Here is a 15938-nt window from a genome sequence, read left to right as displayed (position 1 = left end):
AACGAGACCAGCATGACCAGTTACGTGACCAAGGCCGTGATCCCCGCCGCGGGACTCGGCACCCGCTTCCTTCCGGCGACCAAGGCGATGCCGAAGGAGATGCTCCCGGTGGTCGACAAGCCGGCCATCCAGTACGTGGTCGAGGAGGCCGTCTCCAGCGGTCTCAGCGACGTGCTCATGATCACCGGCCGCAACAAGAACGCGCTCGAGAACCACTTCGACCGCAACACCGAGCTGGAGGACACGCTCGCGCGCAAGGGCGACACCGACAAGCTGCAGAAGGTGGCGTACTCGACCTCGCTGGCCGACCTCCACTACGTCCGGCAGGGCGACCCGAAGGGTCTCGGTCACGCCGTGCTGCGTGCCAAATCGCACATCGGCCACGAGCCGTTCGCGGTGCTGCTCGGAGACGACATCATCGACGAGCGCGACCCGCTGCTGAGCCGGATGCTGGAGGTGCAGCACGCCCTCAACACCACCGTCGTGGCCCTGATGGAGGTGCCGCCGGAGTCCATCCACCTCTACGGCGCCGCCGCGGTGGTCGAGACCGACGACGACGACGTGGTGCGCATCACCGGCCTGGTCGAGAAGCCGAGCCGGGAGAACGCCCCTTCGAACTACGCGGTGATCGGGCGCTACGTGCTGCGGCCCGAGATCTTCGACATCCTCGAGAAGACCGAGCCGGGCAAGGGAGGCGAGATCCAGCTGACCGACGCGCTGCAGGGCCTCGCGACCGCCCCGGCGTGGACGGGTGGCGTGCACGGCGTCATCTTCAGCGGTCGCCGCTACGACACGGGCGACCGGCTGGACTACATCAAGGCGATCGTGCAGCTGGCCGCGGCCCGCGACGACCTCGGCCCGCAGCTCGTGCCGTGGCTGCGCGAGTTCACGGCCGCGCAGGAGCCGGTCGCCCCGGCGCTGCCGGCGCGGCCCGCCGCACCTGCTGCTCCTGCGGCTCCCGCCGCTCCCGCGGCGCGCCCGCGCAAGCGCGAGCTCGTCCCCGTCGCCGGAGCCTGACCCGCCCGCAGCCCGCGAGCACAGGGAGGATGTCGCGATTCTGCCCGGATCGCGACATTCTTCCTGTGCTCGGCGGCTGGCTGCGGGACGGGCGGGCGGGGGAGAGGGTCAATCGAGGCCGAGGCGCTTCAGGGTGTGCTTCTCGGAGTGGCCGGGGTCGGTCTCGATCTCGTCGATGGCGATCGGGATGTTCGGCCCGACCGACAGCCACACGAAGCCGTCCCGGTGCACGAGCGGCACGAGGTCCGTGGTCCCGTCGCGCAGCAGCGTGCGCACCCGCTTGAGCAGCGCGTACCCCTCGGCCGGCTTCGTCACGTAGGTCTTGCGTCGGTAGTGGACGACATGCGCGACCGTCTTGGCGCTGAGTCCCGCGATCTCGGCGGAGGGGAGGGGGTCGGAAGCGGTGGTGTCGGTCATGCCGTGCACGGTACGCCTCCCGCTAGCCTCGTGGGATGCGGCATCCGTCCACCGGCCTCGACCCGGCTCTCCTCGACCCGGCGCTCCTCGACGGCCTCGCCGACCGCGGTTGGCCCGCGCTCGACCGCGAACCCCTCGGCCCGTGGACGCTGCGGGCCGCGGCGGGCGTGACGAACCGCGCCAACTCGGTGCTCACGGTGGGCGAGCCGGACGACCTCGATGCCGCCATCGCCTCCGCCGAGCGCTGGTACGCCGTTCGCGACCTCCCTGCTGTGTTCCAGGTCAGCCCGGCAACGCCGGCAGCTCTCGCGCCCGCGCTGACGGCGCACGGCTATCGCGAGCGCTCGCCGACCGACATCATGGTCGCCGATACGCTCCCGGCCGTTGCCTCTCACGCCGATCGGCCAGTGGAGGTGGAGGTCGCCCCGACGCCGTCCGACGCCTGGCTCGACACCTGGTGGTCCGTCGACGGCCGCGGAGGCGCCACCGAGCGCGAGGTCGCCCGCCGCATCCTCACCGGAGGCCCGGCCCTCTACGCCTCCACCGGTGACCCCGAGGCGCCGGACGCCGTCGCCCGCCTGGCCATCGTCGGCGAGTGGGGCGGCTTGTACGCGGTGGCGACCCGACCCTCCGCCCGCCGCCGCGGCCTCGCCCGCACGCTCATGCAGGCGCTCGCCGCCGAGGCGCCGCGCCGCGGCGTGGAGCGCCTGTGGCTGCAGGTGCTCGCCGGCAACGCGCCCGCGCACGCGCTCTACGCATCGCTCGGCTTCCGCCGCGCATCCGGCTACAGCTACTTCACGCGCTGAGCGCCCCGATCGCTACGGCCGCCGCGAGAAGATCCGCCGCAGCTCCTCGAGCGGCGCCTTCGGGCGGCGGTCCTCGAAGACGAGGCCGTTCGTCTCCTGGCCGGTGTCGGCGAGCTGCGTGTAGCAGTAGCCGGCGAGGGCGGGGGAGGCGACGACCGCGCCCACCAGGGCGTCGAGCCGCTCGACCAGCTCGGCCGGGCTGGAGACGGCGGAGTAACCCCACGCGTCCTCCGGCCCGTTCTCGGTGTACGAGATGCCGCCGAACTCGGTCAGCATGAGCGGCGCGTCCGTGCGCTGCTCGGGGCCGACGATGAGGCGGCGGCCGGGAAGGGTGAACGCGGAGCCGAGCACCTGCTCGCGCGAGGCGTAGCGCTCCCGCACCCGCTCCGCGTCGTGGTCGTAGTCGTGGATCGACAGGATGTCGGAGCGCACGTGCTCCCACCCGTCGTTCGAGATCACCGGGCGGGTCGGGTCCACGGCCCGCGTCAGCTCGACCAGCCCGGCCGAGTAGGAGACCATGCGCGGGTCGGCGGCGAGGTGCTGCACGCCCCAGCTCTCGTTGAGCGGCACCCACGTCACGATCGACGGGTGCGAGCGGTCGCGGTCGAGGATGGCGGTCCACTCGGCGACCGTGCGCTGAACCGCCTCCGGCGTGAAGGCGTAGGCGGCCGGCGCCTCGCCCCAGACCAGCAGGCCCAGCCGGTCGGCCCAGTACAGGAACCGCGGGTCCTCGTACTTCTGGTGCAGCCGGGTGGCATTGAAACCGAGCGAGAGGATCAGCTCGGCCTCGGCCCGCAGGGCGTCCGCGCTCGGCGCCGCCGAGTGCGACTCGGGCCAGTAGCCCTGGTTCAGCACCGACCGCACATAGAAGGGACGGTCGTTGAGCAGGAACCGTCCGCCGGCGACCGCGGTCGAGCGCAGTCCGAAGTACGACGCGACGCGGTCATCCGCCCCCGAGGCCGAACCCGATGCCGCACCCGCCGTGCCGCCGGCAGGCCGCAGCCGCACCTCGGCGTCGAGCAGCGTGGGGTGGGAGGGAGACCAGAGCAGCTCCTCGTACGCCTGGCCGTTCTCCTGCACCGCCAGGCGCAGCGGCACCTCCGCGCGCCTCCCCGAGACCTCGACGGCCGCCGCCGCGAGCCGCTCGCCCTCGCGCGTCACGACGATGTCGAGCACCGACCCCGCCGGCAGGGCGCGCGAGAAGCGCAGCGTCGCGGTGACCTCGCCGGCCGGGACGTCGGCGACCCAGTGCAGCTGCTCGACGTGCGCCGCAGGCACGCCCTCCAGCCAGACCGGCTGCCAGATTCCGGTGGTGCGGTGGTACCAGATCGAGTGCGGGTGACGTCGCCAGTCCTGCTTGCCGCGCGGCTGGGAGACGTCGGCCGGGTCGTCCTCGGCGCGCACGACGATCGTGGCGCGCTCGCCGTCGATCAAGTCGGTGATGTCGAACGAGAAGGGCGTGGAGCCGCCCTCGTGCCGCCCGGCGAGCCTCCCGTCGACCCACACCGCGCAGCGGAAGTCCACCGCGCCGAAGTGCAGGAGCACGCGCTCGCCCGCGGGCACCTCGTCGCGCTCCAGGACGCGGCGGTACCAGACGACCGGGTGGAAGCCCGTGTCACCGATGCCAGAGGCGGGCGATTCGAACGGGCAAGGGACCTGGATGGTGGCGCCGAAGTCTGCGCTCGTGCCCTCGCGCTCCCAGTGCTCGCCCTGCCCGCGATCCTCGTCGTCGAAGGCGAAGCCCCACGGCCCGGACAGATCGGTCCACGCCGCCCGCACGAGCTGGGGGCGCGGGTGCGCTCCGTCGAGCCGGGAGGCGAGGGGGAGGCGGGGCGCCTCGTCCGACAGGGCGTCGGCGAGGGCGAGGTCGTCGCTGAGCATCACCCCAGCATGCCGCATTCGTGCAGCGCTGTAAAGCGACAGGAAGGCGTCGATCAGGACGCGGAGGAGCTCTCCCGCTCGACCAGCGAGAAGGCGGCCAGCTCGTGCCGGCCCATGCCGTCGTAGCCCTCCACCCGCTCCAGCAGCATCTCGATCGCGCGCTCGGCGAGCCCGCGCAGGTCGGGCGCGACCGAGGTCAGTGACGGGTAGGTGACGGCGGTCATCGGGGTGTCGTCCCAGCCGGTGATCGCCACGTCGTCCGGCACGTGGAGGCCGCGCTCCTGCAGGGCGCGCAGCGCGCCGATCGCGGCCAGGTCGTCGCGACAGACCAGGCCGTCGAACCGCAGGCCGCGGTCGAGGGCGGCCCCGACCGCCTGCGCGGCGGCGGCGGCCGACACCGTCTCGGAGGCGATGAGCAGGTCGGGCGAGGCGGTCTGGCCCGCCTCCTCGAGGGCGTGCTGGTAGCCGGCGATGCGCAGCTGGGAGGTGCGGGTCGGCCCGTGCTCCTCGTATCCGGCGAACGCGATCCGCCGCCGCCCGAGGGCCAGCAGGTGCTCGGTCGCCGCCGTGGCCGCCGCGACGTTGTCGATCATGATGCGGTCCAGCGTCAGCGGGGCCGCGTTCTCGCCGAGCACGACGATCGGCACGTCGGTGCGGCTCTGCGCCAGCTCGGCGGAGTTCATGACGCTCGGCTGGAACAGCATCCCGTCGACGAGGCCGGACTCGCTGGCGCTGACCACCGCTCGCTCGCCCTCGATCGTGCCCTCCGTCTGCTCCAGCAGCACGCGGTAGCCGCGGCGCTCGGCCTCGTCGGCGACCACGCGGGCCAGTTGCGCGAAGTACGGCAGGGTCACGTCGGCGAAGGCGAGCGCGAGCAGGCCGGTGCGGCCGGTCGCCAGGCGCCTGCCCATGATGTTGGGCCGGTAGCCGAGCTCGTCGATCGCCTTCCGCACGCGCTCCCGCATCTTGGGGCTCACGTGCGGGTAGTCGTGGACGACGTTCGAGACGGTCTTCATCGAGACGCCGGCGTACTCCGCCACATCCTGCAGTCTGACGGCCATCCCGAACCCCCTCGCCTTCGCCCGCGCCGTGGCGGGCCTGCTCACTTTACAGCGCAGGCCGCTTGACGGCGAACGTATAGCGCTGTAAATTCGCGGAACATGCATAGCGTCGCCACCGGCGGCGGCATGACCCCGCCGCGGCGGGCACTGCACTCAAGGGAGAGAGATCACATGAAGATGCGTACAGCCGCACGTGCGATCGCGATCGCGGCAACCGTCGGGCTCGGCCTGGCGCTCACCGCGTGCGGCGGCAGCGGAGGCTCGGGAGGCGCGGAGGTCTCCTCCGGCGACTACAAGGGCCCGAAGGTCACCATCAGCTTCTGGAACGGCTGGACCGGCGGCGCCGCTCCCGTGCTGGTCCCCAAGCTGATCGACAAGTTCAACTCCGAGCACGACAACATCGTCGTCAAGGACGTCCCGATGGAGTGGGCCGACATCGCCCGCAAGATGCCGCTCGCCATCAAGGCGGGCAAGGGCCCCGACGTCGCCGTCGGCCACGGCGACGACATCGCCACCTACGCCGCGCAGGGCCTCGTGCTCAAGGCGGACTCGATCGTCAAGTCCCTCGGGTACAAGGCGAGCGACTTCCCCGAGGGCCTCCTCGACGCCGGTCAGTACAACGGCAGCCAGTACGCGGTGCCGTGGAGCGTGACGCCGCTCGGCCTGTTCGCCAACAAGTCGGTGCTCACCTCGGCCGGCGTCGACGCCGAGAACCTGCCCACCGACAAGACGTCGTACCTCGCCGCGCTCGACAAGCTGAAGGCGGCCGGCGTCCAGGGCGAGTGGGTGGACGGCTACGTGTTCACCGGCACGTTCGAGTTCCAGTCGCTGCTGTGGCAGTTCGGCGGCGACCTGTACAACAAGGACGTCACCGAGGCCACGTTCAACTCCGACGCGGGCGTCAAGGCGCTCACCTGGATGACCGACCTCATCAAGAACGGCTACAGCCCGAAGGACGTCGCGCAGGATGGCAACATCAACGCCCTGATCGCCGGCAAGACCGCCTTCAACTGGAACGGCGTCTGGCAGACCACGAACACGGCGTTCGACAAGCTGCAGTGGCAGGCCGTCGCGGTGCCGCAGATCGGCGACCAGAAGGCCGTCTGGTCGAGCTCGACGCACTGGATGTTCGCCAACAACAAGGGCCAGGACAAGAACAAGACCGCGGCCGCCGCGACCTTCGTCAAGTGGATGAACGACCACTCCGCAGACTGGCCGCAGACCGGTGAGCTGCCGGCGAAGAACTCGGTCCGCGAGGACCCGAAGCTGCTCCAGACGTACCCGCACCTCAAGCCGTTCCTGGACGAGCTGCAGTACGCGCACTACGAGACCTCGGCCCCCGGCATCACCACCGTGGGCGCGACCATCACCACGGCGGTCAACGAGGCCATCACCGGCAAGAAGTCGCCGAAGGAGGCGCTGGACGACGGCGTGCAGAAGGCCAACGCCCTCCTGAAGCAGAACCAGCAGAAGTACGGCTCCGGGAAGTAACGTGACCGGCACCGCTTCTGTCGTGGCGCCCCGGGAGACCGGGGCGCCACGCCCGCGCCGCGCCGAGGGCCGCAGCCGCACCGGCAAGCGCCGGACCGGCACGGCCTACCTGTTCCTGGCGCCGTTCCTCGTCCTGTTCGCGGTGTTCGTGCTGTACCCGTCGATCTTCGGACTGTGGATCAGCCTGACCAACTGGAGCCCGTTCCGGGTCGACCAGTCCTTCGTCGGGCTCGAGAACTACATCCAGCTGTTCACCGCGGGGTCGGCGACCTCCGGCGACTTCTGGCAGTCGATGCTGGCGACGCTCATCTTCACCGTCGGCAGCGTGCCCTTCCTGCTGGTCATCCCGCTGCTCGTCGCGGTGCTGCTCAACCAGAAGATCCGAGCCGGATCGTTCTTCCGCGGCATCTTCTTCGCGCCGTACGTGCTCGGCGTCGCCGTCATCGGCGTGATCTGGAAGTACCTGCTCGACACGCAGTCCGGAATCGTCAACCACCTGCTCGGCATGATCGGCCTGCCGGACAACCTGCCCTGGACGGTCGACGTGCCATGGGCCTGGTTCACGCTCGTCGGCGTGACGGTCTGGTGGACCATGGGGTTCAACACGGTCATCATCCTCGCCGGCCTCAAGGGCATCAGCGCCGACCTGTACGAGGCCGCCGCGCTCGACGGAGCCGGCGCGGTCCGCCAGTTCTTCAGTGTCACCCTGCCGGGGCTGCGGCCAGTCATGACCTTCGTGGTGACCATCACCATCCTCGCGAGCGCGAACATGTTCGGGCAGTCGTTCCTGATCACCAAGGGCGGTCCGGGCAACACCACGCGCACGGCGATCATGTACATCGCCGACCAGGGCCTCTCGCAGAACAACATGGCGGCGGCCTCCGCGATGAGCTACGTGCTGTTCGCCTTCCTCGCGATCATCAGCATCATCAACTTCCGCCTCCAGCGCGAGCGGGCAGAGAAGAGCGCCTCATGACGACGACGACCCCCGAGATCGAGGAGGCCCAGGCCGGCCGCGCTGTGCCGCAGCGCCGCAAGCCCACCACCCAGGCCGCCTTGCGCAAGAGCGTGCTGTACGCGGTGCTGATCGTGCTCGCGCTGATCATCATCCTGCCGCTGTTCTGGATCCTGATGACGTCCTTCAAGACCGACGGCGACGCGATCCGCAACCCGTACTCGGCCGTCCCGAACCCGTTCTCGGTGGAGGCGTACACCACGCTCTCCAGCGGGCAGCAGCCGGTGTTCCGCTGGTTCCTGAACAGCCTGGCCGCCGCGGCGCTGCAGACGGTGATCATCCTGGTCACCGCCTCGTTGGCCGCCTACGCGCTCGCCCGGCTGGAGTTCTGGGGCAAGCGGATCGTGTTCGGCCTGATCGTGGCGACCCTGCTCGTGCCGCCGGTCATCTTCCTGATCCCGAACTACCTGATCGTGCAGAACCTGGGCTGGCTCGACACCATCTGGGCCATCACGATCCCGGGGGCGGCGAGCGCGTTCGGCGTGTTCTTCCTGCGGCAGTTCTTCGTCGGGCTGCCGGTGGAGATCGAGGAGGCGGCCCGCATCGACGGCGCCGGCGACTTCCGCATCTTCCTGCGGATCGTGCTGCCGCTCGCCCGCCCCGCGCTCGCGACCCTCGCGGTGCTGAGCTTCCTGTCGAACTGGAACGACTTCCTCTGGCCGGTGTACGTCCTGCTCAGCCCCGAGAACCTGACGCTCCAGCCGGGTCTGTCGCAGCTGCAGGGCGCGTACTCCACCCACTACGCCATCGTCATGGCGGGGGCGGTGATCGCGTCGGTGCCGGTGCTCATCCTCTTCTTCTTCGCCCAGAAGCAGATCGTGGAGAGCGTCGCGACCAGCGGGGTCAAGGGATGAGCAGGGCGCGGGCGGTCGTCGCGCTCGGCGCGGCCGTGCTCGCGGTCGCGGCGCTGGGCGGGTGCTCGTCCGGCGCCGCGCCGGAGGGCGCCGCGACCGACGCGTCGACCCTCGCGCCGTTCCAGATCGACGACGACTTCCCCGATCCGGGTGCGCTCGTCGACGGCGACACCGTCTACGCGTACGCGACGAACACACCGGCCGTGAACGTGCAGGTCGCGTCGAGCCGCGACATGAAGAAGTGGACCGTGAGCGACGAGGACGCGCTGCCGGAGCTGCCCTCGTGGGCAACGCCCGGGAAGACCTGGGCTCCCGGTCCGGCGAAGCTGGCCGACGGCCGGTACGCGCTCTACTTCACCGCCGCCGACACCGCCAGCAGGCACCAGTGCATCGGCGTCGCGTTCGCGGACAGCCCGACCGGGCCCTTCACCTCCACGGCCGACAAGCCGCTCGTCTGCCCGGTGGACGAGGGCGGCGCGATCGACGCGAGCGTCTTCACCGACGAGGACGGCAGCCGGCACCTGGTCTGGAAGAACGACGGCAACTGCTGCGGCTTCGACACCTGGCTCCAGCTCGCTCCGCTCTCCGCCGACGGCACCTCGCTGACGGGAGACGCGGTGCGGCTGGTCAAGCAGACGCAGGAGTGGGAGGGGAACCTGGTGGAGGCTCCCGTCATCGTCCGGCACGACGACGAGTACGTGCTCCTCTACTCCGCGAACGACTACGGTGGCGGCTCCTATGCGACCGGTGTCGCGACGGCGACGGCGCTGACCGGCCCGTACACGAAGGAGAAGAAGCCGCTGCTCTCGACCGAGGGCACCGGCGGCGCTTACGTCGGTCCGGGCGGCGCCGACCTCGTGACATTCACGGGCAAGGACTGGATGCTGTTCCACTCGTGGGATGACGCCGTCGTCTATCGCGGCATGCACGCCGTGCCGGTGACGTGGAAGAACGGCCTCCCGCAGCCGCAGCTCGAGGGCACGCGATGACGGAGCAGCACCTCCGCGTCGCCGAGCACTGGGGCCCGGTCTGGGAGGGGTACTTCGCCGACCCGTTCGTGCTGCGCCTCCCTGGGGGCGGCTATGCGGCGTACGGCACGCACCCCGGCCGCGAGGACGAGCGCGTCTTCGAGGCGCTGCTCTCGCCCGACCTCGTGGAGTGGCGGAGCGCCGGCGCGGTGCTGGAGCGCCTCCCCGAGTCGTTCGGCGAGGACTACTGGGCGCCGGAGGTGGCGTTCGGGGGCGGCGCCTACTGGATGTACTACTCGGTGGGCCGCGGCATCGACGGTCACCACCTCCGGGTCGCGCGCGCCGAGCGGCCGGAGGGCCCCTTCCGCGATCTCGGCGTCGACCTCACGCCCGGGGAGGTGTTCGCCATCGACGCGCACCCCTTCCGCGACGACGACGGCCGCTGGTACCTCTTCTTCGCGCGCGACGTGCTCGACCACGAGCGACCGGGCACGCACCTGGCCGTGGCGCCGCTCGACGCGAGCATGACCTCCTTCGCCGGGCCTGTGGTCGCGGCGCTCGCGCCGAACGCCGACTGGCAGCTGTACGAGCGCGACCGCGACATCCACGGCCGCCGCTACGACTGGCACACGCTGGAGGGGCCGGCCGTGCTGCGCCGCGACGGTCGCTACTGGCTGACCTACTCGGGCGGCGCGTGGACCGGGCCGGGCTACGCCGTGGGCGTCGCCGTCGCCGACCATCCGCTCGGGCCGTGGGAGCACGTCGACCAGCCGCCGCTGCTCAGCACGCGTGACGACCTCCGCGGCCCTGGCCACAACTCGCTGACCATCGCGCCCGACGGCTCCGACATCATCGCGTTCCACTCCTGGGACGCGGAGGCGACCCGCCGCATGCTGCACCTGGGGCGGCTGGAGTACTCCGAAGGCTGACTTCTCCGTTCACCGACGAAAGGACGAACCATGACCGACACCGTTCCCCGCGTCACCCCGGCGCCTCCCGACACCACCGGGCTCGAGCCGGAGCTGCAGGAGGCGGTCACGGCCCTCTACACCGACGGCGTCGTCGGCAAGAAGGGCGCGTTCTCGACCGAGTGGGCAGATCAGCTCCGCGAGGACATCGAGGTCGCGTTCGCGGAGGCGCTGAGCCGCCCGGGCGGCGCGGTGGGTCGCGGCACCAAGCGCTACTACGTCGAGATGCATCCCGAGCAGATGCGCGGCTGGGTCGAGCTCGTCGACCACCCCTGGGTGCGCGGCGTCTGCGAGGCCGTGCTCGGCCCCGACTACCAGATCGTCGAGCTGGGCTTCGACGTGCCGGGCCCGGGGGCGAAGGACCAGCCGTGGCACCGCGACTTCCCGATGCCGGACGAGACGAAGGAGACGGGGAGGCTGACCTCCCTCGCCTTCAACCTCACCGCCGTCGACACCGACGAGGACATGGGACCGTTCGAGATCGCGCCGGGGACGCAGTGGGACCTTCCCGAGGGCTTCGAGCACGAGATGTTCCCGGAGAAGGAGCTCTACCCGCGGTTCCTGGAGCGCGCCGTGCGCAAGTATCCGCAGCGCGGCGACATCTCCGCCCGGTCGGCGCTCACGCTGCACCGGGGGACCGAGAACACCTCACAGAAGTCGCGGCCCGTGCTGGTGCTCGGGGTGGATGCGCCGGGCGCGGGGAACGCCGAGCACCACGACATGGCGGTCACGCGGGAGTTCTACGACTCGCTGCCCGAGCGGATCACGCAGCACCTGGTCTGCCCGGTGGTGGACGAGCTGACGCCGATCACGCAGAAGCACACGATCGAGGGCCTGATGATGGGCGACGCCTGACGTCGCGGGCCCTGCGGCCCGATGAACCGACCGGCCCCGGAGACCACGATGCCGGGCGGTGTGGGAGCTAGGGTCTTCCACACAGCCCGGCATACGTTCGGGGTTACGATCGGGGATTTTTCGGGTTCCCCCGACCGCTCTTGAAGCATAGCGCGGAACGGGTCCTCCATGTCGGCATAATGGAGGACAATTTTGTACCCCGGTTGTCCCCAGTCTGGGGGGTGAGCTGCTTCAGGCCCGCAGCTCGCGCACCAGCGCGGCCACGAAGTCGTCGATGTCCTGCTCGGTGGTGTCGAACGAGCACATCCAGCGCACCTCGTTGCGGGCCGCATCCCAGTCGTAGAACCGGAAGTGCTCGCGCAGGCGATCGGCGACGCCGGCGGGGAGGGTCGCGAAGACGCCGTTCGCCTCCGTCGCCTGGCTGAATCCGACGCCCTGGATGCTGCCGTCGGCGATGCCGGCCTCGAGGGCTCCGCGCAGGCGCGCCGCCATCGCGTTCGCGTGCGACGCCGACCGCAGGTAGAGGTCGTCGGTCAGCAGCGCGATGAGCTGCGCCGAGATGAAGCGCATCTTGGAGGCGAGCTGCATGTTGAGCTTGCGCAGGTAGACGAGCCCCTCCGACGCCTCCGGGTTCAGCACGACCACGGCCTCGCCGTAGAGCATGCCGTTCTTGGTGCCGCCGAAGCTGAGCACGTCGACGCCCGCGTCGGTGGTGAAGGCGCGCAGCGGCACGCCGAGCGTCGCGGCGGCGTTGGCGATGCGGGCGCCGTCCATGTGCAGCTTCATGCCCTTGGCGTGCACGTGATCGGCGATCGCACGGACCTCCTCGACCGAGTAGGCGGTGCCGAGCTCGGTCGTCTGGGTGATGGAGACCACGAGCGGCTGCGCGCGGTGCTCGTCGCCCCAGCCCCACGCCTCCCGGTCGATCAGCTCGGGCGTGAGCTTGCCGTCAGGGGTGTCGACGGTGAGCAGCTTGATGCCGGCCACCTTCTCGGGTGCGCCGGCCTCGTCCGTGTTGATGTGCGCGGTCTTCGCGCAGATGACGGCGCCCCAGCGGGGGAGCATCGACTGCAGGCCGATCACGTTGGCGCCGGTGCCGTTGAACACGGGGTAGACCTGCACGCCCTCGCCGAAGTGCTCGGCGAACACCTCGTGCAGGCGCTCGGTGTAGACGTCCTCGCCGTAGGAGATCTGGTGGCCCTGGTTGGCGGCGGCGATGGCGTCGAGGATCTCGGGGTGCACGCCGGCGTAGTTGTCGGACGCGAACCCGCGGAGGTTCAGGTCGTGGAGTTGGAGTGTCACCCGTCCATCCTCGCATTCCCGGCATGCGGTTCCCGCACGGCAGTCGCACATGTCATATACATATTTCACCGCTAAGCTGGTGGGGTGCCCTCTCTCCTCGACCTCACGCTGCTCGAGCGCCCCTACCGGGTCGCGCTCGCCGGCATGTCAGACGAGCAGGTGGGGGCGGTCACGCGCGCCTGGGCCCGCTGCGGCGCCCGTCCGGCCGACGACGACGGCGAGGGCGCGACGGTCTCGGCGGCGCTGACCTCTCATCGCGAGGAGGTGGCCGCCGGTGCGGACATCGCCTCGCCCGACTTCGCGGAGGTCTCCGCCCGCCTCACCTCGGCTCTCACGACGAACGTCATCCGCCGCCGCTCGCGCGACCTCCTGCTGCTGCACGCGGCCGCTGTCAGCGACCCGGTGAGCGGCCGCACGGTCGCGCTCGTCGGGCCGTCCGGCCGGGGCAAGACCACCGCGGCCCGCATCCTCGCCGAGCGGTGGGGCTACGTCACCGACGAGACGGTCGCGATCCGCGACGACGCCTCCGTCGTGCCGTTCCCCCGCCCTCTCTCGGTCGTCGACCCGCGGCCCGGATCGCCGAAGCTGCAGCTCGGCCCGGACGACCTCGGACTCCGCCGGCTCGGGAGCGCGCCGCGGCTGAGCGCCATCCTGCTGCTCGACCGCGCGCCAGGGGACCGGATCGGCGGGCCGCGACTGTCGGGCCTCCCGCTGCACGAGGCCGTCGGTGATCTCGTCGGTCAGGTCAGCGCGCTGTCTGCTCGGCCGAACGGGCTCCGGAGGCTGAGCTCGGTCATCGACGCGTGCGACGGCGTCCGCCGCGTGCGCTACGCCGAGGCCGCGGAGCTTGCCGAGCTGGTGCGTCCCCTCCTCGAATGGCCGACCGCGAAGGCGAAGGAGCTGCGGTACGCGCAGGCCGCCGACGCCGAGACGCTGCCCGACGGCGACCGGTTGATCGTGCTCGCCGGCGGCCGGGTGGGGGTGCTCGACGGCATCGCGCCCGTCGTTTGGCAGGCGTGCGCGCGGCCGGCCGGCGTCGCAGACCTGGTGCAGCGCGTGGTGCACGCGCACGGCGTTCCCGCCGGCGGGGCACCGGTCGCCGACGTGGTCGCTGTCGCGCGCGCACTCGTGGGCGCCGGGCTGCTGCGGCGGCTGGGCGAGCCCGCCGCGTAGCGCTCGTCGGCGGGCCGGCTCAGGAGTCGCCGAGCGGGAGGTGCGCGCCGTTCACGGCCGCGGCCTCCGTCGACCACAGCCGCACGACCTCCTCGCCGAGACGCTCCTCCAGGCCCGCGAGCGTCTTGACGACGAAGATCGCCGCCGCCGACTGCGGAGCCTGCTTGGCGAGGCCCTGCGCGACGGCGCGCGTCCAGGCGTCGGCCGCGGCCTTCGCGGCGGCGTAGTTCGCGCCTCCTGCGTACGGCTTGTCGACCGCGGTGGACGACACGACCGCGAGCCGGCCCGCGGGCGACGCCACGAGGTCGTCGTAGAAAAGGCGCGTCGTGTTCCGCAGGGTGCGGAACCCGCGCTCCAGGAACTCCCAGTCCTCGTCGGACTGCCCGGCGATGCCGCCGCCGCCGCGCCAGCCGCCGACCAGGTGCACCAGGCCGTCGATGCGGCCGAACTTCACGTGGATGCGCATCGCCAGCTCGGCCACCGCGTCGCGGTCGGCCAGGTCGCAGGTGCGCGTGTCGACGCCGGGGACCGCCGCCTCGAGCGCGGACAGCGCCTCCGGCCGTGTGCCGACGGCGAGGACCGTGGCGCCCGCGCCGATCAGCGCGCGCGACACGGCCTCCCCGCTGGTGCTCGTCGCACCCGCGACGAGCACCAGCCGGCCGGCGAGAGGGGCGTCGCTCACGCGTCCGTCGCGCCGGTGATGCCGGCCGTGGACTCGATGACGCCCGCCATCTTCTTGTTCAGCGCCTCGTAGAACATCGAGAGCGGGAACTCGTCGTCGAGCACCTGGTCGGTGTAGCCCTTCGGCGGCCCGGAGAGCACCTCGTCCGACAGCCCGCGCGCCCAGTTGGAGGCGGGGTGCGGGGTGAGCGTCTCGGTCAGCATCGCGTAGGCGGCCAGCCAGTGCGCCACCTTCGGCCGGTCGATCGAGCGCCAGTAGAGCTCGTTGATCCGGTCGCTGAGCGCGACGACCACATCGGGGACGTTCTCCCAGTCGATGGTGAGCTGGGTGTCGGTCCAGTGCAGCACGTCGTGCTGGTGCATCCACGCGAACAGCAGCTGGCCGCCGAGCCCGTCGTAGTTGCGCACGCGGCTGCCGGTGATCGCGAACCGGAAGATGCGGTCGAAGATGACCGCGTACTGCACGAGGTGCGCGTGGTCGCGGATCTGCCGCTGCGCGTCCGACAGCTCGGCGTCGGGCAGCGCCGAGAGCTCGCGCTCCAGCTTGACCGACTCCCGGAACGCGGTCAGGTCGCAGCGCAGCTCCTCCAGCGAGTAGAGGAAGAACGGCATCCGCTGCTTGATCATGAACGGGTCGAACGGCAGGTCGCCGCGCATGTGGGACCGGTCGTGGATGATGTCCCACATCACGAAGGTCTCCTCCGTGAGCGTCTGGTCGTCCAGCATCGCGGCGGCGTCCGCCGGCAGCTCGAGTTTGGTGATCTCGGCGGCCGCGCGGACGACCCGGCGGTACCGGGCGGCCTCGCGGTCCTGGAAGATCGCGCCCCAGGTGAACTGCGGGATCTCGCGCATCGCGACCGTCTCCGGGAAGAGCACCGCGGAGTTGGTGTCGTACCCGGGGGTGAAGTCGACGAAGCGCAGGGCGACGAACAGCTTGTTGCCGTACTCGCCCGCCTCCAGCTCGGCGATGAACTCGGGCCAGATGACCTCGACGAGCACCGCCTCCACCAGCCGGTTCGACGAGCCGTTCTGCGTATACATCGGGAAGACGACGAGGTGCCCCAGGCCGTCGACACGGTGCTGCTGCGGCTGGAACGCATTCAGCGCGTCGAGGAAGTCCGGGACTCCGAAGCCCTCGTCGCGCCAGCGGCGGAAGTCGGCCTGCAGCGCGGTGAGGTAGGCGGCGTCGTGCGGGAACGCCGGCGCGAGCGCGGCGATGGCGTCCACGATGGTGTCGACGTGGGCGGCGGCGGCCGGCTTGTCGGCCTCCTGCTCGACCGAGCCGTCCTTCACCTGAAGGGACTGGAGGGCGGTGGCGGCGTCCTTGAGGCGCAGCCAGGCGGGGTCGTTCGCGACCTCGCGGACGGGCCGGCCGTCCTCGACGACCTCGGGCTCCCCGACAATCGCGTCCTGAGTGAACTGCTGGACGAACTGAGACATGACGAACCT

15 protein-coding genes are annotated in these 15938 nt (G+C 71.1%); 9 read left to right on the top strand and 6 right to left on the bottom strand.

The window, feature by feature from the left end; genetic code table 11:
* Nucleotides 1-12 precede the first annotated feature (12 nt).
* The gene (gene galU, locus P5G50_RS01355; RefSeq protein ID WP_301209897.1) at nucleotides 13-1017 is read left to right on the top strand and encodes a UTP--glucose-1-phosphate uridylyltransferase GalU; all 1005 of its coding nucleotides are present in this window, start codon (nucleotides 13-15) and stop codon (nucleotides 1015-1017) included.
* Between the two features lie 108 nt (nucleotides 1018-1125).
* Here the strand turns inward: galU and P5G50_RS01350 are convergent, their stop codons facing one another.
* Nucleotides 1126-1434 (bottom strand): hypothetical protein, encoded by a 309-nt coding sequence (locus P5G50_RS01350; protein ID WP_301209896.1) that lies wholly within the window; start codon nucleotides 1432-1434, stop codon nucleotides 1126-1128.
* A gap of 35 nt (nucleotides 1435-1469) precedes the next feature.
* Here P5G50_RS01350 and P5G50_RS01345 point away from each other — a divergent pair, with 35 nt between their 5' ends.
* Nucleotides 1470-2240 (top strand): GNAT family N-acetyltransferase, encoded by a 771-nt coding sequence (locus tag P5G50_RS01345; RefSeq protein ID WP_301209895.1) that lies wholly within the window; start codon nucleotides 1470-1472, stop codon nucleotides 2238-2240.
* 12 nt (nucleotides 2241-2252) lie between these two features.
* Here P5G50_RS01345 and P5G50_RS01340 read toward each other — a convergent pair whose 3' ends face one another.
* Nucleotides 2253-4121: a glycoside hydrolase family 2 protein gene (locus P5G50_RS01340; protein ID WP_301209894.1), complete on the bottom strand. Its 1869-nt coding sequence runs from the start codon at nucleotides 4119-4121 to the stop codon at nucleotides 2253-2255.
* A 53-nt stretch (nucleotides 4122-4174) separates the two neighbouring features.
* Nucleotides 4175-5182: a LacI family DNA-binding transcriptional regulator gene (locus tag P5G50_RS01335; protein WP_301209893.1), complete on the bottom strand. Its 1008-nt coding sequence runs from the start codon at nucleotides 5180-5182 to the stop codon at nucleotides 4175-4177.
* Between the two features lie 171 nt (nucleotides 5183-5353).
* Between P5G50_RS01335 and P5G50_RS01330 the strand changes: the two genes are divergently transcribed.
* The 6 genes from P5G50_RS01330 to P5G50_RS01305 are packed head-to-tail and all read left to right on the top strand — an operon-like array spanning nucleotide 5354 to nucleotide 11333.
* Nucleotides 5354-6673 (top strand): ABC transporter substrate-binding protein, encoded by a 1320-nt coding sequence (locus P5G50_RS01330; RefSeq protein ID WP_301209892.1) that lies wholly within the window; start codon nucleotides 5354-5356, stop codon nucleotides 6671-6673.
* Nucleotide 6674: 1 nt separating this feature from the next.
* Entirely contained in the window at nucleotides 6675-7649 is a 975-nt protein-coding gene (locus P5G50_RS01325) for a carbohydrate ABC transporter permease (RefSeq protein ID WP_301209891.1), read from the top strand.
* Nucleotides 7646-8542, top strand: coding sequence for a carbohydrate ABC transporter permease (locus P5G50_RS01320; RefSeq protein WP_301209890.1), 897 nt, complete (start codon nucleotides 7646-7648; stop codon nucleotides 8540-8542). Before P5G50_RS01325 ends, P5G50_RS01320 begins: the two co-directional genes overlap by 4 nt.
* Nucleotides 8539-9531 carry a glycoside hydrolase family 43 protein gene (locus P5G50_RS01315; RefSeq protein WP_301209889.1) on the top strand — a complete coding sequence of 331 codons (993 nt, stop codon included), beginning with the start codon at nucleotides 8539-8541 and terminating at the stop codon, nucleotides 9529-9531. Before P5G50_RS01320 ends, P5G50_RS01315 begins: the two co-directional genes overlap by 4 nt.
* Nucleotides 9528-10439 carry a glycoside hydrolase family 43 protein gene (locus tag P5G50_RS01310; protein WP_301209888.1) on the top strand — a complete coding sequence of 304 codons (912 nt, stop codon included), beginning with the start codon at nucleotides 9528-9530 and terminating at the stop codon, nucleotides 10437-10439. The genes P5G50_RS01315 and P5G50_RS01310 overlap by 4 nt, the downstream gene beginning before the upstream one ends.
* A 30-nt stretch (nucleotides 10440-10469) precedes the next feature.
* Nucleotides 10470-11333 carry a phytanoyl-CoA dioxygenase family protein gene (locus P5G50_RS01305; protein ID WP_301209887.1) on the top strand — a complete coding sequence of 288 codons (864 nt, stop codon included), beginning with the start codon at nucleotides 10470-10472 and terminating at the stop codon, nucleotides 11331-11333.
* A gap of 231 nt (nucleotides 11334-11564) precedes the next feature.
* Here P5G50_RS01305 and P5G50_RS01300 read toward each other — a convergent pair whose 3' ends face one another.
* Entirely contained in the window at nucleotides 11565-12635 is a 1071-nt protein-coding gene (locus P5G50_RS01300) for a threonine aldolase family protein (protein WP_301209886.1), read from the bottom strand.
* 84 nt (nucleotides 12636-12719) lie between these two features.
* On the opposite strand from P5G50_RS01300, the gene P5G50_RS01295 reads away from it, so the two are divergent.
* The gene (locus P5G50_RS01295; RefSeq protein ID WP_301209885.1) at nucleotides 12720-13808 is read left to right on the top strand and encodes a hypothetical protein; all 1089 of its coding nucleotides are present in this window, start codon (nucleotides 12720-12722) and stop codon (nucleotides 13806-13808) included.
* A gap of 19 nt (nucleotides 13809-13827) precedes the next feature.
* On the opposite strand, the gene P5G50_RS01290 is transcribed toward P5G50_RS01295, so the two are convergent.
* On the bottom strand, nucleotides 13828-14490 hold the full coding sequence (locus tag P5G50_RS01290; RefSeq protein WP_301209884.1) for an SDR family NAD(P)-dependent oxidoreductase: 663 nt from the start codon (nucleotides 14488-14490) through the stop codon (nucleotides 13828-13830).
* Nucleotides 14487-15929 carry a DUF6421 family protein gene (locus tag P5G50_RS01285; protein ID WP_301209883.1) on the bottom strand — a complete coding sequence of 481 codons (1443 nt, stop codon included), beginning with the start codon at nucleotides 15927-15929 and terminating at the stop codon, nucleotides 14487-14489. Before P5G50_RS01285 ends, P5G50_RS01290 begins: the two co-directional genes overlap by 4 nt.
* Nucleotides 15930-15938: the final 9 nt, after the last annotated feature.

Source organism: Leifsonia williamsii (assembly GCF_030433685.1).
GTDB lineage: Bacteria > Actinomycetota > Actinomycetes > Actinomycetales > Microbacteriaceae > Leifsonia > Leifsonia williamsii.
The sequence above is the reverse complement of the archived record's forward strand: the minus strand, read 5'-3'. Positions and strand labels throughout refer to the sequence as shown.